The following is a 23,247-nucleotide window of genomic DNA, read 5'->3' as shown; positions in this document are numbered from 1 at the left end:
AGTATAATAATGTTTAAGGTTTTATCCCTAGTTTCTGTTCCAACTCTGCAATCTTAGTTTCTGTCAAACGTCGATTATTTTCTAGTTGTAGTGGAATAGCAATAAAATCAATATATTCACTCATCCGCTCATCGATCAGTTGTAAGTTTTTACGATAATTGGTCAACATCCGCTTCCAGGTCGCTACTTGAGCAGTATCCAACCTTGGTGTAATGGATGGAATATTATATGTCCAATTTGGTAGTGGATGCGGTCTTTTTTCACCAGCAGCATACCAGGCTAAAGCAAAGTTATCTTCTAAATTGCTAATTTTAATAATGGGATGCTGTTTATCTTGTGTGCGTTCTGGAACCTTGCGTCCTAGCCACATTGCTAGATCCAAAATACGGGCGTAGCCGTCTTGTTCAAATGCTCCATAGCCAGCCATCGCCTCTAACAATGTTGCTGTAAAAACACTGTATGGTTGTCCAGTCCAAGAAACTTCATCTTTGCGGGACGAAGCCAGTATAACTCGACCACTGCTGCTACCCAATTGCGCGATCGTAGACGGTGGTAAAGGTGATTTAATTGCTCCCTTTGCTTCAGCTTGTCCACCAGCATGGCAACAATCAAGGATTACCACTAATTTTTGTGCTTGAATAGCTTGCAAATGTTGGGTGAATGTAGATCCAAGAATCGCCGTACCCTGCAAATTTCTCAAATTGTATCCGTAAGGCATTAAATAATAATCTGGTGTTTCCATTCCATGACCGGAAAAGTAAACGATGACTGTATCATCTTTTCCAGTCACATCAGCTAGCCAACTTAAAGCAGATAAGATATTTGTAGCATTTGCTTCTTCGCCAGTTAGCAAATGTACTTGCTCTGTAGGATAGGCACAACGAGATGAATCGCATAGCAGATTTGCAATGGCAGTAGCATCATCAATTGTGATAGGCAAGTCCGCACCTACTCCGATAATAAGAGCGTACCCTTGTTTGAAGGTTTGGATCATATTTATATTTTTCGGAAAAAATATTTAACGTTTGATCTTCTGATACAGAATCAGCATACTGTTTTCCGAAAAATTGCAAAAGGTGTCTTTAATTAACGCTTGCGACTTCTGATTGCCAAAAGGTCAATCAAATTATTGCCAACAAATAACCGAATGTTGGTAAAACGATAAAAATCTGGCATACTGACGGTAACGCTACCCCTTGTCCCGTCGAGTTTCGTCATTTGTCTGCCCTGGATATCTTAGCCGATCCCCATCACCAAAAGTTGGTAAAACGGAAAAAACTCAGCCTGCTGTAGCCAGACGCAAGTCGCTAAATTAGCAATGACAATCAAAAAAAGGAATAAAAAGGATCTGACCTTCATATTTGCCAGGCTGACTGCAAGGAACGAATAAATACAAGTTGTCAATTCTCTTTGGGGCTGATAGCGATCGTACAAACGCACTAAAATTTAATAAACCATCATGATGGGTACTGACATGGTATCGATCCCAATTACTTTGGAAGTGTTCATTCTTTCCTGAAATATCTAGATGAAGGTGATGGATAAAGAATGCTTTCCCTGATCGCTCCCTAAAACAAGAACGTGATCGCTAATTCAACTTATGCCTAACCGCGATCGCCTTTTGACCGACTTCCCAAAATGCGATCGCCTCCTTGACTAAAAGAGCGATGCCTCCCTACAGTAGGAAAGCGATCGCTCTCTCAAGTGGATCAATATTCATTTTGAAGTGCTTTTCTCACTACTCATTCATGAAAAGCTGTAATCTTCATCTGGTAAGGATTTCCGCTTTTATTCGTGCCATTTAGCGTTGATAGCCTGCTATGACGAACTTGATATAAATCTTTCTGAAGAGGGACGGACTTACTTGAATCTCACGAGAATATGGAAAAAGTGAGTTTGCTTGTGATAACCGATAAAACCTGTAGTCTGGAATTAATAATATGACCAATGTGACAAATATAGCGACTAAGCTTGGTGATCTAAAGCTTTTTCAGAATGTTCTGTTGGAAACTGAGCAAAAGTTAATAGCACAGACGGACGACAATACAATTTGCGAGCGGCTCGAAGGAATGATTAAGAGCGATCGCGAAAATCTCGGCATCATCGAAGCAGTTATTTCTAGATACGGCAACCCCGCAGAACCTCGCGACATTACTCAACAACATGCCCAGAAGGTAGACCAAATGATGAGCGGCTCCGAGCTAACTCTGTATGACAAGTACTTACAGCTTGAGTTGCTAAAGCATCAACAGACAATGACCGGGCTGGTTTTACACAAGGTTGCCCAGTCCTTGAATGATGAGCTTCAAGATATGATGGAACCGCTCAACCGAGTTAATTTTGAAAATCGCGCTCACCAGGAGATTCTTAAAGGCGTTCTTTACTTCGTCGGAACGCGAGAGATAGCCGGTAAGGAACCCGACATGGGGCTGTGGGCTAGCATTGAACAGGGAATTGCAGCCCTTAAGGGTGTTGTAAGCAGTGCGGTAAGCTAGCAATGAGTGGCAGAGGGCGCATCATTCATGGGAGCGTAATAGATTCATCTGATTTATGCTACATTGAAGCATACTTTTCAAGAGTGAATCATCTCTAACTCAAAACAATTATCCCAATTAAGGGGATCTCAAATTTACCGACTGAAACCTTTATAATTACGTTTCATAGTGAGCATCATTGTAACAGTAGTTACAGTGATGCTTACTGATCAAGATAGAACTTAAATCCCAACAAATTACCAAATGTTGGTAAAACGATAAAAATCTGGCATACTGACAGTAACGCTACTCCTTGTTCCGTCGAGTTTCGTCATTTGTCTGCCCTGGATATCTTAGCCGATCGCCAATCACCGAAAGTTGATAAAACGGAAAAAACTCAGCCTGCTGTATCCAGACGCAAGTCGCCAAATCAGTGCAGATATAAGGGTGTGCGATCGCGGGAATATCCAAGAAGATGATGGCTGAAGGCAAGTCCCAAAATTCACATTGAGTCAAGCTGTAAATTGAAAAAACCCCGTTACTGGAATGTCAGTAACGGGTTCTATGTTAACTAGCTTGATTAATACGCCGTTTTAACTCAGCCTCTAATTGTTCTGGAGTGCTGACCACTACTCCTGGTTTCGCTCTCATGATGCTGAGGTAATGCTGAAATGCCTCCTCATCCTGGGGGTTTGATATCACATATTGTCTTAATTCTTGCTCATTAAGAGTTAAATAGTCTGTCATCGGATAATGTTCTCCCCATTACTAAGAATTTCTATTTGAATGGTTTCGCCTATCAAAATCACGATTTGGCTTGTCCTCTCATCAAATCTAACCAATGCTATATCTCTAAGCAAATTACTAGCCCGAACGCAAAAGTCAAAGAATGCTTTAAGTTGCTCGATGGTCGGTTCCATACCTCTTACCATTGAATAAAATTAAATCGCTTTATTCGTGACAAGTTAGGATCACATAGCTTTTGTCAATCATAAATTCCGCTGAAAAGTGAAGAGAGAATAAAGTATCAAATTAAGTTTAGTACTTAGCTTAAGCAGAAAAGTGAATGATGAGTGCAAAGATTAAATGATCGCGCTCCCTAAAACAAAAACGTGATCGCTAATTCAACTTATGCCTAACCGCGATCGCGTGCAGACTCAGAGATGCCTCCCCACAGTAGGAAGCGATCGCTCTTTCAAGTAGATCAATATTCATTTTGAGGTGCTTTTCTCGCTAATTCCATATCTTTTGCCCCATACCCCATTCCCACTTGCCCTGAGCGAAGTCGAAGGGATGCCCAATTCCCTACTCAATTCAACGGCTCCATAATGGCCCTTAAACCGTTGCTAGAGAGTGTTTTGAGCATTTCTTTAGCGTTATATTCACTGCTAAATACTCCTGCTTGCATAACTCTTTGACCTTGCCAAACTGTGGGAAACGCATCTGGAGCAAGCGATCGCACTAAATCTTTATCCTTATCAGTGAAGAGTGGGACTACTATGCGATAGCGGATACCAAATTGTGTCGCATTACCACTATAAGGAATACTTGCAGAACTTGTTCGCATATTGCGAGTATTAGCAATGGGGATATTGTGATGTCTACGACGGGCTACGCCTACAGGAACTGGCAAAAGTGCTTCAGCATTTGGGGCAGCAGTTTCTAGTATTGGTAATGGCTGCTGTGTTTGATCCCTCACGCTGGGAACTGGTGGCTGTGCTACTGAATTGGATGGGTACTGAGGAGCAGTAAACTCAATCGTATTGGGATCGATCCGCACATAATTCAACTGTGGTGTATCAGGCGGCTCTGCTGGACTGGAAGTTGCAACTCTTGAAGTGTTAGTTGGTATTTGTCTACCTGACAAGCTGCTAGGAGTAGGAAAACCGGCAACTTTAGAGGTTGCTTGCTGTTGATTGGATATGGGCACGGAAAGTGGCATACTAGCTGGCACTAATGGCAGCAATTGACTGTTTAATTGTCTAGAAACAGGATTATTTGGTGAAATGCTGTTGCTGGTTTGCCCATTAGTAGTTTCAGAAACTCCAGCAGCTGAAAAGGTGATTTCCCCAGTTGGTGGTATTTCTCGTAACACATTATTGGGGACAGGGGCGGGTTGAGAATTTTGGGTTGCTAGTGCTGTTGTACCGTTAATATCTACCTTGCCAGTGATGCGATCGCTCACAAGGTTGTTACCAGCAGCAGAAATCACCTGTTTAGCAGCGCTGGCGTTAATATCGTAACGAGCATTATTTTGAAATGCATTACCCCCAGGTTCGGATGCATTACCCAAATCTGGCATTGCTTGAGCGATCGCAACTAAACCATCTTCTTTACTATCTTGAATAGAATTATTCCGCAAAATCGGGCGGGCATTTGCTTGTACCACAATTCCCGATCTATTATTCTGAATTTGATTGCCTATGACTATAGGAGCAGCATTTTGGGCAATATTGATCCCATAACCCGTTTGGTGAAAGACATTTTCCTTCACTTGGGGACTGGAATTACCGGCAATTGTGATGCCATTGGCTCCATTGCGATCAAAATAATTCTTGCTAATGGTAGGTGCAGCATTACCACTGACGGAAATCCCATCCTGGGTACTACCAATAAATGTATTTTCCGCGACTACCGGATTGCTAGATTCAATCCATAAACCGTAACCACGGCGATTGGAGTTCGTCACCGTCACCCCAGTCAGCAAGGCTTGGTCTGCTCCGACAATTGCGACATTTTGACCGGCAAAGCTCCGGCTCAGGTAATCACCACCTCCCTGAATGATAATATCCTTTCCTTGATTGCTAGGGTTACCTTGAATTGAAATACCCGGTTTCAGTATTAAGGGGAAAATCTCTCCTGTCTCGGCGCTATAAGTGCCCGTGGAGAGCATAATTACAGTATTGGTATTAGCTAATCGCAACGCTTGGGTAATTGTTTTCACCGGAGCGGATTCGCTGCCATTACCTCTGCTGTCATCTCCGCCACTTGGGTTGACAAAGAGCACGTTCACCTGAGAACTTGTTTTTTCACCCAGAGGTGCTGAATCTGGTGTCAATGGAATCTGAGCGATGCCTTCTCCTGTCGGAGACGCTCCGCGAACGGCGAGCTTTGCTGACGCACTACCCAGGCTTGTACCCAAGAACGCTATACTTACCGCTACCATGCCTACGGTAAAAGATAATACTGAAAAACTAAAAAATAAAAGCCTTGCTGATTTCAGAAACTTCAGCTTTGCAATCAGAACATCTACTCTACGGTACTTAGAAAACACACGAGGGGGAATCATCTTTAACACAACTCCTTATAAGTAACAATAAATTCTTATACTCTATAAAAAGTATTATGTCGATAATATTACCCATATATTGTGCAATTGGCGATTTTTAATACATAGTAATAATTGATATTGAGTTATTCTTTATAGCACTATCATCCCAGATGATAGTATTCGGGGTGGCGGCTAGTACCGCAAGGCGGAAGTCAAAAATCAAAAGGAGCCAGTGCGTTGGGCGGCTCTGCCGACTTGTACCCCTACGGGGAAGCAAGCTACGCGCAGCGTCTCCTTTAGGAGAAGCAACTGGCGTTCAAAAGTCAAAAGTATTATGGAATGGGCTTTTTAGGGATTTTAAATGGTTGCTCTATTTACGCCGTGGTGTGCTAATGAATTGACATCAAAAATTTGCTTTCGGCTATCAGGTTAACGTTTAAAACAGGAAATGCATTTAAAGGGTCGTTTCCTTCCCAGGTAAAACGGCAATTTTCGATAATATCTTGAATCTCTTGGGAAACGTTTAATAAGAAGTTGTAACGAACTTGTTGCGATTGATTTACAGTATCTGAATTAAGAAGATTTTCAAGTTCTCTAACGGAAACTATTTGCATTCCACCTTGATACCAACATTGATATTTAAATCTTCCTCAAAGACTAATGCTCTCTAAATAATATCCATGCAGTCTCAAGTTTAATTTGCCCATTGGGGATTTTCTGGTGTATCCGCTCTTACCAGTCCTTTGTAAGCTTGTCGTTTACCGTAAAATACTTGACTAACCTTAGTGCAAAACTGTAGCCTCAAACTACCCTTATCACTGCCTATAGGAACATGGGATAATTTACCGTAACTCTCACTACTACGTCTTTTTGCGTAAACTTTGCAAAATTTGAGTAAAAAAAAGCAAATTAATTATGGTTACTACGATATATGATAATTCACACTTCGATGAAAGCACTAACGGGGTTGTTGTAATGGTCGAGCCATACAGCCAAAAAGAGCAAATACAGCAGGTTGTCTACCGCATTTTAGATGCCAATTTAGACCGCGCTCGTGAAGGCTTGCGAATTATCGAGGAATGGTGTCGCTTTGGGTTGAATAATGCCCAGTTGGCTCTTGAATGCAAACGCTTGCGACAAGAGGTAGCCAAGTTGCATACCCCGGAATTGCGGGCGGCGCGAGATACACCAGGCGATCCTGGAACTGAGTTAACCCATCCTCAGGAAGAACAACGAGCTAGTATAAAATCAGTATTGCAAGCTAACTTTTGCCGCATAGAAGAAGCATTGCGGGTACTGGAAGAATACGGCAAGCTTTACCACCCAACTATGGCTAAAGCTTGTAAGCAGATGCGCTATCAGGTTTATACCCTAGAAAGTAGTTTAATGGGTCATCAGCGCCATCAATTGTTGTGGCGATCGCGTTTGTATCTTGTTACTTCCCCACATGAAAATTTGTTGAACAACGTCGAAGCTGCACTTAAAGGTGGATTAACGCTTTTACAATACCGCGACAAAACCGCCGATGATTCTTTGCGTTTGGAACAAGCTAGAAAACTCCGGCAGTTATGCCATATCTATGGTGCTTTGTTCATTGTTAACGATCGCGTGGATGTAGCTTTGGCAGTCGATGCAGATGGGGTGCATCTGGGACAACAAGATATGCCCATTGCTGTTGCTCGGCAATTACTCGGTTCGCAGCGTCTGATAGGTCTTTCTACCACAAATAAAGAAGAAATGCAAGGAGCAATTGCTGAAGGTGTAGATTACATCGGCGTGGGGCCAGTTTATGAAACTCCCACGAAAGTAGGTAAGGTCGCAACAGGTTTAGAATATGTCAGTTATGCTGCCAAAAATTGCTCAATTCCCTGGTTTGCCATTGGGGGAATAGATGCCAATAATATCAATGATGTGATCGATGCCGGAGCCGAACGTGTAGCAGTGGTGCGATCGCTCATGCAAGCCGAACAGCCTACCCTAGTAACACAATATTTCTTGTCCCAACTCAATCGCATTAAACCAGAACTTTAAAAGAGTCATTTGTCATTTGTCTTTAGCCCAAAGTGAGTAACCAATACCGAATTCCCTATTCCCCATATTTATGTCCAATGAAATTACGGTTCAGGTAAATGGGGAAACCCATAACTGCTCGTTTCAAACTTCTTTACCCGATTTGCTGCAACAGTTGGGTTTTAACCCCCGCTTGGTGGCTGTAGAATATAACGGGGAAATTTTACACCGCCAATTTTGGCCGCAAACAAAAGTGCAACCAGGCGATCGCTTAGAAGTGGTAACTATCGTTGGTGGTGGTTAGTTAATTTGAGCCAGCAAGCCCAAATCCTTAAGGCTGCGTCGTGTAATCTCGATCCGGGCGGCTGCATCTTCTGGTTTCTGCATATCAAGGGTTGTGGCGAAAAAGTAGACGTTTTTATTTTGCTCTAAATAACCGACGAACCAACCAACTTCTGGTTTAGTACTCGTTAACCATCCTGTCTTTCCTCGCAGTGTGTAGTCTGGAGTTTGTTCACGTACCATAATGTCTTTGACAAGATTTATTGTCCGTTGCGAGAAAGGCAAATCGCCTTGATACAACCGTTGCAAAAACTCAATTTGCTGTTTGGGTGTAATTTGCAATGGCTGTTGTAGCCAAAAATGATCAATGTCTGCGACAGTGCCAATCTGACGGTTACCGTAGCCTACTTTATTAATAAATTGCTGCATCCGTTCATATCCAGCCCTACGTGCTAATACTTGATAGAACCAAACAGTTGAATCTTTAAAGGCTTGACGCAAATTCGTATCATGATTCCAGGCATCAATCTCTCGGTGAATTCCATCCCAAGTGAGAACCGCCACATCATCAGGGACTACACCTATTTCTAAAGCTACCAGTGCGTTAACAATTTTGAATGTGGAAGCTGGAGCGATGGCAGTTGCATTACGTTGAGGATTGTGTTCATAGATCCGGTTGTTTTTTGAGTCGTAAATCAAGATAGAGCCTTCACGCGCGAATTCTTGAAAGTGTCGCCCAAAATTTGGCGCTTTAACAGCGAGCATTGCTGGACGTTCAGATGAGGTTGAAGCAGGTTGAGCCAGAACATACATTGCCCCAAAGGTAATCATACTCAATACAGCAAGACATCCAATGAATGTAAACATAAGATATTGCGTTCGGCGCTTTGCGTAGTGCCGAAGGGATTGCCACATGCCAAACAAGATATTTTTCATTGCATATTTAATCGAATCACAAGCGAGATTCTACACTGCAATCTTGCTCGTTTCCAAAGCTATTTGTCAGTTTAATAATGATATAAATACGTTGATAGGGGCATGGCAATGCCATGCCCCTACGAGAAATCTATATGTTTCAAAGTTTTCGTGAATTGGTATTACAGGTCATTTTTCAATTGTCTAGTTCCCAGTCTCAGACTGGGAACGCCGTTCTAGAGGCTCCGCCTCCCTTGCTGGCGTCAGAGCCGCAATGAAAAAGCATTTCCAGCCTCTGGCTGGAAACGAGGTTTTAAAAGGGTTTGCGCTTAAGTTGACACCAATGACATCTGTGCGCCCCTACTCCATCTGCATTCATCTCACAAAATCGCGTTTTTCGCCTCTGATTTGTAAAGCGATCGATGAAGGGTTCTGCGCTTGGCTAATTCTTTACCTTTGCGACCGAGTTGCTCACGTAGTTGCTGGTCTTTACACAACCGATTGAAAGCTTGAAAAACTTCATACCCAGAATTGGGATTAACCAGTATCCCATTTTCTTCATGCTGAACTGTGTCTAGAACACCGCCTAAGCGAGGGGCAATTACAGGTTTACCGAAGTAACTTGCTTCTAAATAAACCATACCAAAACCCTCCATACTATTAGCTTTAGTATCCGATAAAGTCAGCATCGCAAATATATCGCAAGCTGCATAATAACCTGCTAATTCTCGCTCTGGGACATATCCAGCAAAGTGGACTCGCTTATCTACCCGCAACCGATGCGCCAGAGATTTCAGTTCAGATTCACTTGACCCTTGACCGCAGAGTATATAGTGGACATCGACCCCAAAAGTTAGTAATAGTGGGACGTTATCAATTACTCGGTCGAAACCTTTATGTTTTTCTAGCCTTCCGATGGAAAGAATAACTATTGCTGTTTCGGGAATGTTGTAAGTCTGACGCACGCGAACACGTAAATCATCAAGGCTACTGGGACTCGCTACATTATTACCAAATTTTTCTGGTCTGATTATTGGGTTAATCACGTGGGTAGGAGTATCTAATCGCAAAGCAGTTCTGAGGTAGTCTCTTGTATAAGAACTGTTACAAACAATGCCTTCGGCTCGTTTGAGTGTTAATTTAAAGAGCGATCGCAGCACCGGATTGTGTAATACATAAAGAAGATCATTCCCGTGCAGATAGATAAAAAAGCGAATAGGTAGCAAATAGCTCAATAGCAACAGTGAAGGAAAGTCATAGCCGTGACCCCACTCTATATAACGGTAGTGATAACGAAAATAAAGTTTGATTGCTAGTACAAATGAGCAGAGGATATTGACCAAAGGCTTCAGGATACTCCCCACAAAGCCACTACGCCAGTATCTAGGGTAAAACCAGCGATACACGGGAAACTGTTGACCTTGATCAAATACTTGATCTCCTGAACAACTAGCCGCCAGCACAATAACTCGTTCTGGATCTTGGAGACAACGATTGTAGATATATTCCCCAATTACAGCTTCTTTCGGTAGGAAGATCCTAGATATAACTAGGATATCTGGGTATGCAGCTTTGTCTGTGATTTCGGCTGTAAGTTGAGAAATATGTTCCATAACAAAGTTGATGACTATATTTCAAATAATTTTTAATTTATTTACAATTAGGATTATTTTCAAAGCCTTAATTACTATTTTATTTCTTTTAAAACGAATGTGGTAGACAAATTTGAAGCTGATTTTACAAAATTAGCCAGGAAGATTATTTTTTTATTGTGTTGATTTTATTTTTGCTGTAAATTTCTCAATCCTTGAAAATTTCTGTACAGAATGAACAATAAATAGAAACTAGCACTTATAGCCAAATTGCTCAGTAAATAACTGTTGCGAAAATTACTAAATTTAGCTCTGTTCAGTAGAATATCTTGAATCCTCTAGACTGTTGTGCCAAAATGCCAAAAAATTGGATAAGTATTTGATAGCTATTTAGGCTCTAGCTGCGCTTACTGATGGGCATCATGGACACTTGCTAGTCTACGGCGTATACGTAAATTAAAAGCCGCCAGATGTAGTAAATACTTTTGATAATTTAAAAATATCCTCCCGCCTTGTGATAAAATAAGTAGGGTAAAGTATTAAAAAAATTAGTCAAAATAATCAGTATAATCCAAGACTATAGTCTGAAAGTGGTAGTCCAAGACGTAGCAAGAATTGCCCGTAGGCGTAGCCCGCACTTCTCCACGAGACGCTGCGCGTAGCTTGCTTCCCCGTAGGGGTACGACATGGTTCGACTGCGCTCACCAGTCGCTCAGTGACCATCGTAGACATCGCAAATTTATGTGATGATGAAGAAGTCTTAAGGTACGGTTCCCCAGTCGAGAAATCCCCCCTGCGATCGCTGCCTACCCAAAATAAGACGCGGTAAATTGAATATGTAGCCTCTAAAAGTGAATGCTACAAAGCTTGCTTGTTACGGGCTGGCGTAAGCGACATACCGCAACACTCCTAAGAGCATGGGGATAAATCATAAATAATTCAGTTTTCCAAGCGATTGTATTATGCGTAAAAAACTACAACAAACCATCAAACCACTGTTAAAAACCTTCTTAGCGCTAGGACTGGTGTTAACTTTGGCTTTTAGTCACGCCGATGGCGCATTAGCGGCCCGTAGTGGAGGTCGAATCGGTGGTGGCTCCTTTAGAGCGCCTTCTAGCCGCACCTATACACCGCGCACCTATGCACCTCCTGGTGGGGGCGGATACTATCCTGGTGGTGGTTTTGGTGGTGGTTTTGGCTTTCCCTTCCTACTTCCCTTCTGGGGTATTGGCGGAGGATTTGGTGGTCTATTTGGCATCTTAATTTTCTTTGCGATCGCTAATTTCTTATTGCAAACTTTCCGCCGCGTCTCTGGCGGTGAAACTCCAGAAGCAGATTACAGCAGTAACTCTCCTGTTTCTGTAACTCGTTTGCAAGTAGGTTTGTTAGCTCAAGCCCGTGAATTGCAAAATGAACTCAACCACATTGCTGAAACTGCTGATACTAACACCCCAGAGGGGAGAACAGAAGTTCTGCAAGAAGCTAGCCTAGCTTTACTCCGCCATCCCGAATACTTTGTATATGCAGGTGGAGGCACTCAACAAGCCAGTTTAAATTCAGCTGAAGGTCAGTTTAATCGGCTGTCACTGGCAGAACGCAGCAAGTTTAGTGAAGAAACTCTTTCTAATGTCAATAACCAGTTAAGAGGAACCTCAGCCAAAGATGCTTTACCCCCGGCTGGTGAACTCGACAACCCCACCCGCCTATTTACTGAAGGCGCTGGAGAATACATTATCGTCACCTTGCTGGCGGCGACATTAGGCAAGTTTGAAATTCCCACAGCGATTAACAGTGCTGATGATTTGCGTCAAGCTTTGCGCCAAATTGGTAGTATCCCCAGTGAGAAACTTCTGGCAATTGAAGTTCTTTGGACTCCGCAAGCTGAAAATGATACCCTAACATCTGATGATGTACTGGCAAATTATCCTGATTTGAGGCTTGTTTAACTTCTAAAAAATTTCACGCTTTAGTGCTAAGAAAGAACTTGGCATGTTGGCGCAACAAATAAGTTGCCCTTTGAGGGCAATAACTAAAAAACCGTTTGTCAATGACAAGCGGTTTTTTGTATAACTTAGATATAGCAGGACTTACGCACTGAAAACTGAAACCTAGATCCCCCTAATCCCGCTAAAAAAGGGGATAGCTCTAAAAGCCTCTTTCTTAAGGGTTTGGGGTATCTCTTTTACGTAAGTCCTATATACTTAATATTTTGTAGAAAAATTATTCCCAGGCTAGACTTTGGTAATATCATCAAAATGCATTATACGTAGAGTGTTATCTTATGCCTAGTGTTGAAGCCGACGAAAACCGAGAGCATCGCATTAAAACAGAGATCATTGTAGATGCTGAAGATAAAGAAGATCGGGCAATGGGTTGGTATTATTACCTCGAAGAGACTCTGAATTTTCCCTTTATGGCTAAATGGGCTAAGAAGGCACGCAAATCAGGTTCTACCGAGGAGAAACCAGTGGAAGTGCTGGGAATGGCCCCAGATGATGAGTGCTTAAAAGATATGCTTGTAGAAGTAGCTTACATTAATGGTAAGGATGATGATGTATATTCTGCAAAGTTATCTGAAATAATAGCAATTGATGCTGACAGCGAAACTGAAGAAGCGATCGCAGACTGGCTCTATTGGATTGCCAGAGGTTATAAGTTTTAAATTCTAGGATAAATACCGAATGATGCGGCAGGGATTGCCAGCAGCTACAACATTCTCGTTTTCAGCCTCTGGCTAGAAATGCAAATCAATTGCGGTGCCGCAAGTCTTGAGGCGGAGCCTCACGTTAGGCATTCCCAGTCTCTGACTGGGAACAAGACAATCTCTAAAAGCTTGTTCTAGACTGGCTTTTGCCTTAAGTTGACACGTATGATCATTGCTGTGCCTTTACGATAACCTGTATTTGTCGCAAGCGAGAACTGCTATAGCTGTAAATAAATTAGAGTAATTTGATGGAAGTGGCAGCAGAAAGGACTAATTAACTAAATATGGCATGAGTAGCTTTTCCCTGCCGTTTAGCTCGGTACATAGCAATATCAGCATCGCGTAACATATTTGCAGGTTCCTCATAATTACTAAAATTCCAAGCAATACCAATGCTAGCTGTAGTAGATAATTGATATCCATTCAGGTTAAGTGGCAATCGTAAGGAGTCTTGAATACGTTTGGCAGCATTGATGGCGTCGGTAATGTCTTTAATATCCTCTAAAAGAACAGTAAACTCGTCACCACCAAATCGTGCTACAGTATCGCCACCGCGTAAACATGACTCTAAGCGTCGAGCGATCGCTACTAAAAAATCATCCCCTATTCCATGCCCAAAGCGATCGTTAATCTCCTTGAAGCCATCTAAATCCAAAAATAAAACTGCAAAATAATAATCGCTTCTGCGTTTGCTACGTTCAATTGCTTGTCTGAGCCTATCTACGAATAAAACACGATTCGGTAATCCTGTCAGCCCATCATAAAACGCATTGCGGATCAGTTGCGCCTCTGTCTGCTTGCGTTTGGTGATGTCTTGAAAAACCAAAACCGCGCCAGTAATATTGCCATTTTGATCACGGATGAGTGAAACACTATTTTCAATCGCTATTTCTTTGCCATCTTTGGTAATCAGTGTACAGTTTTCTGGGAGATTCAAAACTTCACCTGCTTCGATTACATATCTGGCTAAATTTTCAATTGTTTTTCCTACATCTTTGTCAACTAAGTTAATGACTTCTACTAAATCTTTACCGAACACTTCACTTTGCTTCCAGCCAGAGATTAGTTCTGCTATGGGATTCATCATTTGAATACAACCATTTGCATCTGTCACAATCACTGCACAGCCCATACTATTGATAATTGCCGCCAGCCTCTGTTTTTCTTCGTATAATATGTTTTGGCTCTGATGTTTGTGCAGAGCCATTTCAATCGCAAAATGTAAATCACTTTCAAGAAATGGTTTGACTATGTAGCTAAAAGGCTTACTTAGCTGATTTTTATGTAATATTTTATATTCTGAATCCTCTGTTAGATACACTATAGGCACATGGAAGTGATTCTGGATAATATCCGCTACGTGTACACCGTCAACTTCTCCAGCTAGGCAGATATCAATTAATACTAAATGGGGATGAGTTTCTGCTACCTTTTTTATTGCATCTTCACCAGACTTATTTATTTCTGAAACAGAATAACCTAGTTTTTGTAAACTTTTTCTAATATTTGAGGCAAAAAATTCTTCATCCTCAACAACTAGGATTTTATGGGCGAACATGTTACAATAACCTGTTTGCTAGGGTTCAGATTTGTGTTGTCAGTGTCAACTCGATCTGAAAGTTATTATATTATCATAAACAATCTGCAACTACCTGTCTTCATATAAATACTGACTAATAAGCAAATAACATGTTATTAAATTACCATAATTTCTGTACTTGTCAAAGCTAATTCTAATCAGTTCATACAGTTAGTATCATGTTATTAGCATTATGGATAAATTAGTGCATAATTACCAATAATCAAAAAGTGATTTTCAAAAATATGCAATAGCTTTTCTTCAGAGAAGCATAAATACTAAGTATTAAAAATTAATCAAGAATAAAAGTTCTTAAAATCACAGTATATTACTTTAATGTAAGTTAAGATAAATGATATAGTGTGTTTTATGTATATAATATGGCTTCATTAAATTACTACTAAAAATTAATAAATATCTGCATTTCAAGAGTTTAATACTGCTTTGTCTACAAATAGTTTTTGTCTCAGTCTGGATCTAAATTACAGTCTGAGACTATCTTAAATTTTGAATAGTAGGTGAAATGGTGTTACTTATAAATATTTATCGCTTCTGGTTAATACTTAATCACAAATCCTGTAATCTGAAAATATGCAAGTTAAATGCTCATCAGCAGATCACAGGATTTTTTAGTTTTTTGATAATCAGCGGGTGCTGGGGGTAATCGTAGGAAAGATTCTCTTCGTGAGATACTTCCATGCTCCACGTAAACCCCCTTTCTTTGCTAGCTTATAGATATTGAAAAAAAACACGTTTTGTGCTTTATAGATTGGACTTACTTTTAGTCAGTTCAATGCTAATTTTGCCACTAAAGTCTGGAATAGGTGCAGCAGGTTTACTTAGAGTGACTTGGACTTGTGTTACACGATCGCATTCTTGGAGAATAGAATCTGCGATCGTTGTTACCAATTTCTCTATCAAAGCAAATTTAGACGTTTTGACCAGATGTTGTATCAAGCTAATGACGCTGCGATAATCTAAAGTGTCTTCGATCGCGTCAGTCTTGGCTGCTGTGGAGATATCCAACCATAACCTTACATCCACCTCAAACCATTGTCCTAGCACCTTTTCTTCTGGCAGATACCCAATGTAGCCATAGCAGCGAATTCCCGTTAAATGAATGCAGTCCATAAAAGTTTGAGAGCAAATTGTGCATTTTGTAGAAAGTGGAACAAGTTTGCCTGGAGATTTTCTTTCTCACAAACTTGCGTAGCAGTGTTAGAAAACCTCACTTCCATTCCTCTCCCCTTTTAAGAGAGAGGCTTTGAATTCTCCCCCAACCCTTGTAGGGTTGGGGGCTGAGGGGTTAGGTTTCGCGTTGGCTTTTCCAGATAACCTGAATTGTCAGGCTTGTAATCCACCTTTAGGTCAAGCTGCTTTGGAAGTTCCGAGTTCGGCTTCCCTCCTTCGGTCTTCTGTTCGCTCAACTTTCCCAGATGGATTTTAAATTGAATTTCCCTAGACAAAATCTAAAATTTCAGATTGTTTTATAGCTATGTTTGATTTAATGCCGATCGCTTATAGGAATGTTAATCAACTTTGGGCTTATATCTTAACAGAGACGCTAAAGCGGTTGGGATTGACTTGTGCGATCATTTGTCCTGGATCACGCTCTACACCCTTAGCAGTCGCCTTTGCTCAACAAGTACCTGAGATTGAAGCGATTTCCATTCTCGATGAACGTTCAGCCGCCTTTTTTGCTTTGGGACAAGCTCAAGCAACTGGACGTCCTGTGGTACTAGTTTGCACCTCTGGTACAGCAGGAGCTAACTTTTATTCAGCAGTAATTGAAGCCTCATATAGTCGCGTACCACTGTTAGTATTAACCACCGATAGACCAGCAGAATTGCGAGATTGTCACTCTGGGCAAACTGTAGATCAATTGAAATTATACGGAAACTACCCAAATTGGCAAACAGAGTTAGCCTTACCCTCCGCTGATCTGGGAATGCTAGCTTACCTGCGACAAATAATAATTCATAGCTGGGAAAGAGCGCAAATTCCTACAAAGGGCCCAGTACATTTGAATATTCCCTTTCGCGATCCCTTAGCGCCTCTTCCTGATGGAACTGACTTGAGTTATTTACAGTCCCAGTTCCACCCAGAAGACTTTTTCGCAGGAATAGCAAACACCACCCCATTCCCTACTCCCCACTCCCTACTCCCCATCCCCCAAGAATGGAAAGAATGCGATCGCGGCATTATTATCGCAGGTGTTGCCCAACCACAGCAACCACAGGAATATTGTAGAGCGATCGCGCAACTTTCCCAAACTCTCAAATGGCCTGTGCTAGCTGAGGGACTCTCCCCAGTCAGAAATTATGCCGAACTCAACCCTTATTTGATTTCCACATACAACCTGATTTTGCGAAATCAGCAATTAGCAAAGCAGTTAGCGCCCGAAATGGTGATTCAGGTAGGAGAAATGCCTACGAGTAAAGAACTGCGTACCTGGATAGATGCAACCCAAGCACGACGCTGGGTAATTGACCCTAGTGACCAAAATCTCGACCCTTTACACGGGAGAACGACGCATTTACGGATATCTGTAGAAGACATAAAGGTAGAGGAGAGAAATTTATCTTTTTCCTCAGACTATGTGCATAAATGGTGTGATGCAGAAGCTCAAGTCAGGTTAGCTGTTGACCAGACGATGGGGAAAATAGATGAAATCATTGAGAGTAAAGCAGCTTGGTTAATTTCTCAGATTTTACCGCCAGGAACGCCTCTGTTTATTGCCAATAGTATGCCTGTGCGGGATGTGGAATATTTCTGGAAACCGAATAATTTAGGAGTGCGATCGCACTTTAACCGGGGTGCAAATGGCATAGATGGCACATTATCCACTGCTTTAGGAATTGCCCATCGCCAGCAAAGTAGTGTGATGTTAACGGGAGATTTAGCTCTGTTACATGACACTAATGGTTTTTTAATCCGCAATAATTTTGTCGGACATCTCACAATTGTGTTAATCAACAACAATGGCGGGGGAATTTTTGAAATGTTACCCATTGCCAAATTTGACCCACCATTTGAAGAGTTTTTTGGCACTCCCCAGGATATTAATTTTGCTCAGTTGTGCGCTACTTATAATGTGCAACATGAATTGATTACTTCTTGGCAGCAGTTGCAGCAAAGATTAAACCCACTACCAACTCAAGGAATTCGAGTTTTTGAGTTGCAGACAAATCGTAAAGCTGATGCCAAGTGGCGACAGGAAAATTTAAGGAAGTTTGCCGCCGATATTGACATTTAAGTTTTTATTGCTGAATAGCAGAATTCAATATAGCGATTAGGTTAAACGCTGATGCCTTCGTAGTTCGTTAAAAAGGTATGTCTTGGTCATCAGAGCTTTGGTCACGAAAATCGTAGACTAAAAGAGCATTGAAATCACCCATTTCAAACTGAAATTCGTTTTCCCACCATTCAGGAACACCAACCCGCACCTTGTCCATAAATGACAACAAATACTCTGGAAGCTCATCATGAAGACCTCTAAAGTTATTGTATTTTGGTGATCCTGATGTCATTTCAAGTTGAAAATATTGTTTTAAATAGTGCTGTAATCCACCACCATTTGCTGTAATTAAGGGACAACAAGCAAAGCAAGAAAATGGTCTACAGAGCTTGAGAATGTCAGTAGCTGTGATTTTCAGGGGATAACCTAAAATAAAAGTGTTATGGATTTGCTGACCACCTGCAATAAAAACTCCATCATTTTGATTGCTCAGTTGATTATTGCACATCTCATAGTTAATAGCTGGGCTATAGAGTGCATAAAGAGAAATTGCATTAGCTTGTTTAGAGTCTTCTAAAAATTTATAAATTTGAAGACCATACTTATTAGCATAGGCTATTTTTTATAGTTATCATCAGTTGATAATTTCTTAGCTTGGACGCGGAAACGTACATAGTTCTTCTGAGGAAATAAAATCCACCATTCCCAATCTGCCCCAGTTTGACGAGCCTCCTGAATCCGAGTAAAAGTATGATAGAGGATATTTGGCACTTTAGTAGATATATCAAATAACAACCAATCAGTCAGTGACTCTTCATTTACATTAGGCTGTTTAGTGAGCCATAAATTAACATATTTAGCAGATTGATGAATTTGTTTGCAAATATTTTTCATAATCAATAAATAATTGTATATATTCAAACCATTTGAGATAATATCAATAATTTATTCATCCGCTTTTGATAAAAACTTTCCATTAGTGATGCACAAAGCTTTGCACAACGTATTTACAGTAAGTTTGCATTTGAATAAACAAAACTCTTGCTCTCTTATTTGCGCCTCTACGTCTCTGCACGAGACACAAATCTTAGCGATCGCATGTTCATTTTTAGTTTGCCCAGTTGCTTGTATAAAATTGATGAAATGAAAGAAAAAAAAGAATGAAGTTATGACAACAAAACTGAGTGATGTAATGGAAAAACTTCCACCAGCACGTCTAGCAAAAATTCAAGCTCGCGCTCAAGAGCTTATTGCTGAAAACATGAAGCTTCAAGATATAAGAAAAGCGAGAAAATTAACTCAGGAATCTACTGATTGATTTTGTAACCACCCTTACAAATCAGCGATCGCAATCTCAATTCCAACAACGCCAAAGCCAACGCTTCCAACGTTCCTCAGTAATTTCACCAAATAGTCGTTTTAACAGTCACAGGACGAGCGATCGCACTGCTTCTTCCACCGCTTCCTATGCTTCTTCACTTGGGGAAACTTTATTTGTAGACATAATTATTTTATGGAGTGCGATCGCTCTTAACTTTCTAATCGACCTTGCAACCACCCTTCTAAGTCCGTGATCGCAGCTAGCATAGTGGGCATTGTGAAAAAAATATAGAATAGGTTTACAAAGTATTCAAAGCAATGCCCACTCTACAAAATTTAATTCTGATTACTAGATTGTGCGATTTTTGAATTATTTATTCACCCAAAGACCTTTCTATTGCCCTTCGGATATACTTTTGGTAGGAAATACCTTCTTTTTTAGATACAGTTTTAACTGTTTCTAGCATTTCCTCTGATACTCTTAGATTTACAGTTTTGTCTTTAGGCTGAAATTCAAAAGTAACGGGCTTAAAGTTGTCAGGATGAAGATAATCTGACAAATCTTCATCTAGTAAATTTTCTAATTCTTCATCAGTTTTGATTTTAGGAAATACTTTCTTCATATTTTTTCGCCTCTTTCTCTCTCATGTAACGAGTGCTGATCGGTCTAATTAACCTTTTTCCTTGCTTTTCCCGGAATGTAAATCCTACGAAAATATATTTACCTTTGATTGATACACCTGTTGCAATAAATCTATCCTCACTTTCAGAGTGCTTTATGTCAGGTGAAACCCTAAGACTTTTATCAAGGAACAAAGCCTCAATTTCCTTTAATGAGACTCCGTGCTTTTGACATTTTTCAATATTTCCATCATCCCAGTCAAAGCCTGATACAGCCTCTGTCATATATTATAATATTTGTATATACAAATGTCAATACTTTAGTCAGAGATCGCAATCTCAATCGCAAGAACACCAAAGCCAACGCTTCCAACGTTCCTCAGTAATTTCACCAAATAGTCGTTTTAACAGTCACAGGACGAGCGATCGCGCTTCTTCTTCCACTGCTTCTGATATACCCGCGTGTCTGCAACTGCTTGTTCAGTTCGGGAAACTTTATTTGTAGCCATAATTATTTTACGGAGTGCGATCGCCCTTCTTCTGTGCGTCTCTGGGTGAAACTTACCCCCTTACTTCACCTTGTAACCACCCTTCCAAATCAGCAAGAGTAGAGAAATCCAACAAAGCATCACCTAAAGCTTCCAACTGTTCCACCGATAACCCTTGAATCTGGGAGAGAAGCGCATCAGGAATATTACCCACGCGCCGATTTAATAGTCGTAAAACGATTTTTCTTTCTCCTTCTTTCTCCGCTTCCCGAATAGCCCGTGGTTCTTCCAGATTTAGTCCCAACATCGCTTGAATCTCCTCTCGACTTAAGGTAGAAAACTTGTAGACGATAATCGTCGTCACCAAATCTATTATCGCTTGCTCCGATTGTTGCCGTGCTTGCTCTAGTAAAAACCGCGCCCCTTCCACTGCTTCTGTTTCAGAAGTCACATTTGTCAGCAACATCAAACCCAATCCCAAAGGTTGTTGTCGCAAATCCCCCAACTCATCCAGATAAACCCGCCTGACTTGTCCACTTTCTAACAAAGCGCGGTGAATTGTTGAGTTAGAAGGTTCCAGGCTGCGATCGCCAAAAATTATTACCCCAAACCAGTCATCGTAACGGATAGAGTGGCGGTAGAAAACAAAAACAATTCGCTAAAGAAGCGGTGATATAAGTCTTCATCCTTCTGAAACTGTACTTCTGCAAAAAACACGGTTTTGGAAACTGCATTAGCCGGAGGTAAAAACACTCCATCAATCCGAAATGCCGTTTCTTTGACTTCAACTGATTCAAACTGGTAGTTTTCCGCTTCTGGGGGTGGTTCATCTACTAATTCAAACAGCAAACCAGGAAATTGCTTAAATAATTTGTAGAAGATGGTGTCACGTCGCATTTTTATTCCTCAATACCCAGACAATTAGCAGATTGTAAAGGCTTGAGATACAAATTTTAGCGTAGGCGTAGCCCACCGTAGGTATCGCTTGTCCCCAAGACCGCGATAAAATTCTTGAAGCAACAGCGTACTCCATACCAATGCAAATTAACTGGCAAACTGCCAAAACCTACGAAGATATTCTGTATCAAAAAAACGATGGCATCGCTAAAATCACCATCAACCGCCCCCACAAACGCAATGCCTTTCGTCCTAAAACTGTCTTTGAACTGTACGACGCTTTCTCTGATGCTCGTGAAGATACTACTATAGGTGTTGTCTTATTTACTGGATATGGACCACACACTGATGGCAAATATGCCTTCTGTTCTGGTGGCGATCAAAGTGTGCGGGGACATGCGGGTTATGTGGACGAAACTGGCATTCCCCGGTTGAATGTGCTGGACTTACAACGCCTGATTCGTTCCATGCCGAAAGTGGTGATTGCTTTAGTAGCTGGATATGCGATCGGTGGTGGACATGTCCTACACTTGATTTGCGACCTTACCATCGCCGCCGATAACGCCATTTTTGGACAGACAGGCCCTAAAGTCGGCAGTTTCGACGGTGGTTTTGGAGCCAGCTATCTCGCCCGCATTGTCGGACAAAAAAAAGCTAGAGAAATTTGGTTTCTCTGCCGCCAATATGATGCCCAACAAGCTCTAGAAATGGGCTTAATTAATTGCGTCGTCCCAGTGGAACAACTAGAAGTGGAAGGTATCCAATGGGCGCAGGAGATTTTAGAAAAAAGTCCGATCGCAATTCGGTGTCTCAAAGCCGCCTTCAATGCTGATTGTGACGGACAAGCTGGTTTACAAGAACTCGCTGGCAATGCCACCCTACTCTATTACATGACAGAAGAGGGGTCTGAGGGCAAACAAGCCTTTCTTGAAAAGCGTCCACCAGATTTCCGCTCTTTTCCTTGGTTACCTTAAAATTGCAAAAATCGCAGCCTTTAGTGAGGTGCGATTTTTGTATATGTCAACTTTTACAGCACTAAAAATCTTAAAAACAAATCTTATAGAAAATTACAAACTCAATTCAGTAATAATGGATGACTAAATAACCACTGCTTTAGTCTTTACCTGTTCAGATATAAAAGCAGCTGTTTCCTCTACAGGCGCAAGAGCAGCATTGTCTAAATCTGAGGCTAGGGATTGAGAAGATGTTAAAACTGGGGCTGCATCTGGCAAACCCCAAGCATCTTCCAAGGTTTCCCAAGAAGGTGCAAAAGGTGCGAGCGCCAAAGGACAAGCCTTCCAACTAGCTTGAACTGGTGCTCCCAACTGCTGGCAGGTTCCGCCACGGCGACCTTCTGGCTGGTAATGACGGCAATATTTACAGGCAGATGCTAAAAATTTAATGGGTTTCATTTGGATTGATCTTTAGTGCCGTTTCTGGCTGAATTTCATTCTTCCATTTTGCTTCTATATATAAATACGGAAAAAAGCCAAAAAGCCCTTATATTATCTAGGTTTCAGCGATCCCAAGGAAAAAATAAACTTCATGATGTTTTTAGATTCTTGTTATATATTTAAATAATTCCGAGAGTGGTTAGCTATGGATTTTGGCGAAAAGTTATTAGGGATCAAGACTAAAACTAAAACTTTTGATTTATCCAGCCTTTTAACTTCCTCCTGAAGGATGGCTTCACTGATATAATTTTAGATAAATAGTCCGCTTTGCATACGACATTCGGCATACTTTAGCAGTTAAATATAATATTTTTTATGAGTAATCAGAACTTTTCCATGTGGCAGCAGCAAATTACTCCAGGATAATTCTGCTTAACGAATAATCGCTAAACTATTTTGCTT

Annotated in this window: 24 protein-coding genes and 1 pseudogene; 9 read left to right on the top strand and 16 right to left on the bottom strand. The window is 41.1% G+C overall.

Going from position 1 to position 23,247, the window contains the following annotated elements:
- Nucleotides 1-13 precede the first annotated feature (13 nt).
- Both V7K46_RS13230 and V7K46_RS13225 read right to left on the bottom strand, forming a co-directional pair.
- Nucleotides 14-994 (bottom strand): caspase family protein, encoded by a 981-nt coding sequence (locus V7K46_RS13230; RefSeq protein ID WP_335113749.1) that lies wholly within the window; start codon nt 992-994, stop codon nt 14-16.
- A 92-nt stretch (nt 995-1,086) separates the two neighbouring features.
- Nucleotides 1,087-1,218, bottom strand: coding sequence for a hypothetical protein (locus tag V7K46_RS13225; protein ID WP_335113747.1), 132 nt, complete (start codon nt 1,216-1,218; stop codon nt 1,087-1,089).
- A 722-nt stretch (nt 1,219-1,940) separates the two neighbouring features.
- Between V7K46_RS13225 and V7K46_RS13220 the strand changes: the two genes are divergently transcribed.
- Entirely contained in the window at nt 1,941-2,495 is a 555-nt protein-coding gene (locus V7K46_RS13220; RefSeq protein ID WP_335113745.1) for a hemerythrin HHE cation-binding protein, read from the top strand.
- A 285-nt stretch (nt 2,496-2,780) separates the two neighbouring features.
- Here the strand turns inward: V7K46_RS13220 and V7K46_RS13215 are convergent, their stop codons facing one another.
- The 4 genes from V7K46_RS13215 to V7K46_RS13205 all read right to left on the bottom strand — a co-directional run bounded on the left by V7K46_RS13215 (nt 2,781) and on the right by V7K46_RS13205 (nt 5,763).
- A complete protein-coding gene (locus tag V7K46_RS13215; RefSeq protein WP_335113743.1) occupies nt 2,781-2,966 on the bottom strand; it encodes a hypothetical protein in 186 nt (61 codons plus the stop codon).
- 75 nt (nt 2,967-3,041) lie between these two features.
- A complete protein-coding gene (locus V7K46_RS13210; protein ID WP_100899738.1) occupies nt 3,042-3,221 on the bottom strand; it encodes a DUF6887 family protein in 180 nt (59 codons plus the stop codon).
- Complete coding sequence (locus tag V7K46_RS32045) at nt 3,218-3,394, bottom strand: DUF6888 family protein (protein ID WP_442939837.1); 177 nt, start codon at nt 3,392-3,394, stop codon at nt 3,218-3,220. The genes V7K46_RS13210 and V7K46_RS32045 overlap by 4 nt, the downstream gene beginning before the upstream one ends.
- Before the next feature lie 389 nt (nt 3,395-3,783).
- Nucleotides 3,784-5,763, bottom strand: a complete 1,980-nt coding sequence (locus V7K46_RS13205) for a DUF1565 domain-containing protein (protein WP_335113741.1) — start codon at nt 5,761-5,763, stop codon at nt 3,784-3,786.
- Between the two features lie 897 nt (nt 5,764-6,660).
- On the opposite strand from V7K46_RS13205, the gene V7K46_RS13200 reads away from it, so the two are divergent.
- Together V7K46_RS13200 and thiS are read left to right on the top strand one after the other, a co-directional pair.
- Nucleotides 6,661-7,776, top strand: a complete 1,116-nt coding sequence (locus tag V7K46_RS13200) for a thiamine phosphate synthase (protein ID WP_335113739.1) — start codon at nt 6,661-6,663, stop codon at nt 7,774-7,776.
- Nucleotides 7,777-7,846: 70 nt separating this feature from the next.
- A complete protein-coding gene (gene thiS / locus V7K46_RS13195; RefSeq protein ID WP_335113737.1) occupies nt 7,847-8,059 on the top strand; it encodes a sulfur carrier protein ThiS in 213 nt (70 codons plus the stop codon).
- Here thiS and blaOXA read toward each other — a convergent pair.
- Both blaOXA and V7K46_RS13185 read right to left on the bottom strand, forming a co-directional pair.
- Nucleotides 8,056-8,904, bottom strand: coding sequence for a class D beta-lactamase (gene blaOXA, locus V7K46_RS13190; protein WP_335113735.1), 849 nt, complete (start codon nt 8,902-8,904; stop codon nt 8,056-8,058). The genes thiS and blaOXA overlap by 4 nt on opposite strands.
- A 428-nt stretch (nt 8,905-9,332) precedes the next feature.
- Nucleotides 9,333-10,565 (bottom strand): glycosyltransferase family 4 protein, encoded by a 1,233-nt coding sequence (locus V7K46_RS13185; protein ID WP_335113734.1) that lies wholly within the window; start codon nt 10,563-10,565, stop codon nt 9,333-9,335.
- Nucleotides 10,566-11,506: 941 nt separating this feature from the next.
- Between V7K46_RS13185 and V7K46_RS13180 the strand changes: the two genes are divergently transcribed.
- The gene (locus tag V7K46_RS13180) at nt 11,507-12,490 is read left to right on the top strand and encodes a DUF1517 domain-containing protein (RefSeq protein ID WP_335113732.1); all 984 of its coding nucleotides are present in this window, start codon (nt 11,507-11,509) and stop codon (nt 12,488-12,490) included.
- A 335-nt stretch (nt 12,491-12,825) separates the two neighbouring features.
- Nucleotides 12,826-13,206: a calcium-binding protein gene (locus V7K46_RS13175; protein WP_335113730.1), complete on the top strand. Its 381-nt coding sequence runs from the start codon at nt 12,826-12,828 to the stop codon at nt 13,204-13,206.
- 316 nt (nt 13,207-13,522) lie between these two features.
- Here V7K46_RS13175 and V7K46_RS13170 read toward each other — a convergent pair whose 3' ends face one another.
- Nucleotides 13,523-14,806: a GGDEF domain-containing response regulator gene (locus tag V7K46_RS13170; RefSeq protein WP_335113728.1), complete on the bottom strand. Its 1,284-nt coding sequence runs from the start codon at nt 14,804-14,806 to the stop codon at nt 13,523-13,525.
- A gap of 783 nt (nt 14,807-15,589) precedes the next feature.
- Entirely contained in the window at nt 15,590-15,958 is a 369-nt protein-coding gene (gene folB, locus V7K46_RS13165) for a dihydroneopterin aldolase (RefSeq protein ID WP_335113725.1), read from the bottom strand.
- A 133-nt stretch (nt 15,959-16,091) separates the two neighbouring features.
- Here folB and V7K46_RS13160 point away from each other — a divergent pair, with 133 nt between their 5' ends.
- Together V7K46_RS13160 and menD are read left to right on the top strand one after the other, a co-directional pair.
- Nucleotides 16,092-16,274 (top strand): hypothetical protein, encoded by a 183-nt coding sequence (locus V7K46_RS13160; protein ID WP_335113723.1) that lies wholly within the window; start codon nt 16,092-16,094, stop codon nt 16,272-16,274.
- Between the two features lie 48 nt (nt 16,275-16,322).
- Nucleotides 16,323-18,083 carry a 2-succinyl-5-enolpyruvyl-6-hydroxy-3-cyclohexene-1-carboxylic-acid synthase gene (menD, locus tag V7K46_RS13155; RefSeq protein WP_335113721.1) on the top strand — a complete coding sequence of 587 codons (1,761 nt, stop codon included), beginning with the start codon at nt 16,323-16,325 and terminating at the stop codon, nt 18,081-18,083.
- Between the two features lie 67 nt (nt 18,084-18,150).
- On the opposite strand, the gene V7K46_RS13150 is transcribed toward menD, so the two are convergent.
- Together V7K46_RS13150 and V7K46_RS13145 are read right to left on the bottom strand one after the other, a co-directional pair.
- Nucleotides 18,151-18,573: a hypothetical protein gene (locus tag V7K46_RS13150; protein WP_335113719.1), complete on the bottom strand. Its 423-nt coding sequence runs from the start codon at nt 18,571-18,573 to the stop codon at nt 18,151-18,153.
- A gap of 107 nt (nt 18,574-18,680) precedes the next feature.
- The gene (locus tag V7K46_RS13145; protein ID WP_335113717.1) at nt 18,681-18,959 is read right to left on the bottom strand and encodes a DUF6615 family protein; all 279 of its coding nucleotides are present in this window, start codon (nt 18,957-18,959) and stop codon (nt 18,681-18,683) included.
- Between the two features lie 274 nt (nt 18,960-19,233).
- Between V7K46_RS13145 and V7K46_RS13140 the strand changes: the two genes are divergently transcribed.
- On the top strand, nt 19,234-19,383 hold the full coding sequence (locus V7K46_RS13140; RefSeq protein ID WP_335113714.1) for a hypothetical protein: 150 nt from the start codon (nt 19,234-19,236) through the stop codon (nt 19,381-19,383).
- 376 nt (nt 19,384-19,759) lie between these two features.
- On the opposite strand, the gene V7K46_RS13135 is transcribed toward V7K46_RS13140, so the two are convergent.
- From V7K46_RS13135 to V7K46_RS13125, 3 genes and pseudogenes are all read right to left on the bottom strand, one after another.
- Complete coding sequence (locus tag V7K46_RS13135) at nt 19,760-20,008, bottom strand: CopG family antitoxin (RefSeq protein WP_335113712.1); 249 nt, start codon at nt 20,006-20,008, stop codon at nt 19,760-19,762.
- Entirely contained in the window at nt 19,989-20,291 is a 303-nt protein-coding gene (locus V7K46_RS13130) for a BrnT family toxin (RefSeq protein WP_335113710.1), read from the bottom strand. The genes V7K46_RS13135 and V7K46_RS13130 overlap by 20 nt, the downstream gene beginning before the upstream one ends.
- Before the next feature lie 276 nt (nt 20,292-20,567).
- A pseudogene (locus V7K46_RS13125) lies at nt 20,568-21,391 on the bottom strand (DUF2887 domain-containing protein).
- Between the two features lie 140 nt (nt 21,392-21,531).
- Here V7K46_RS13125 and menB point away from each other — a divergent pair.
- Nucleotides 21,532-22,365: a 1,4-dihydroxy-2-naphthoyl-CoA synthase gene (gene menB, locus V7K46_RS13120; protein ID WP_335113708.1), complete on the top strand. Its 834-nt coding sequence runs from the start codon at nt 21,532-21,534 to the stop codon at nt 22,363-22,365.
- A 123-nt stretch (nt 22,366-22,488) separates the two neighbouring features.
- Here the strand turns inward: menB and V7K46_RS13115 are convergent, their stop codons facing one another.
- Nucleotides 22,489-22,803, bottom strand: coding sequence for a hypothetical protein (locus tag V7K46_RS13115; RefSeq protein WP_335113705.1), 315 nt, complete (start codon nt 22,801-22,803; stop codon nt 22,489-22,491).
- Nucleotides 22,804-23,247 lie beyond the last annotated feature (444 nt).

The sequence above is a fragment of the Nostoc sp. genome (assembly GCF_036917395.1).
In the GTDB taxonomy this organism is placed as follows: domain Bacteria; phylum Cyanobacteriota; class Cyanobacteriia; order Cyanobacteriales; family Nostocaceae; genus Nostoc.
Note: the sequence above shows the minus strand (reverse complement) of the source record. Positions and strands in the feature narration are given on the sequence as shown.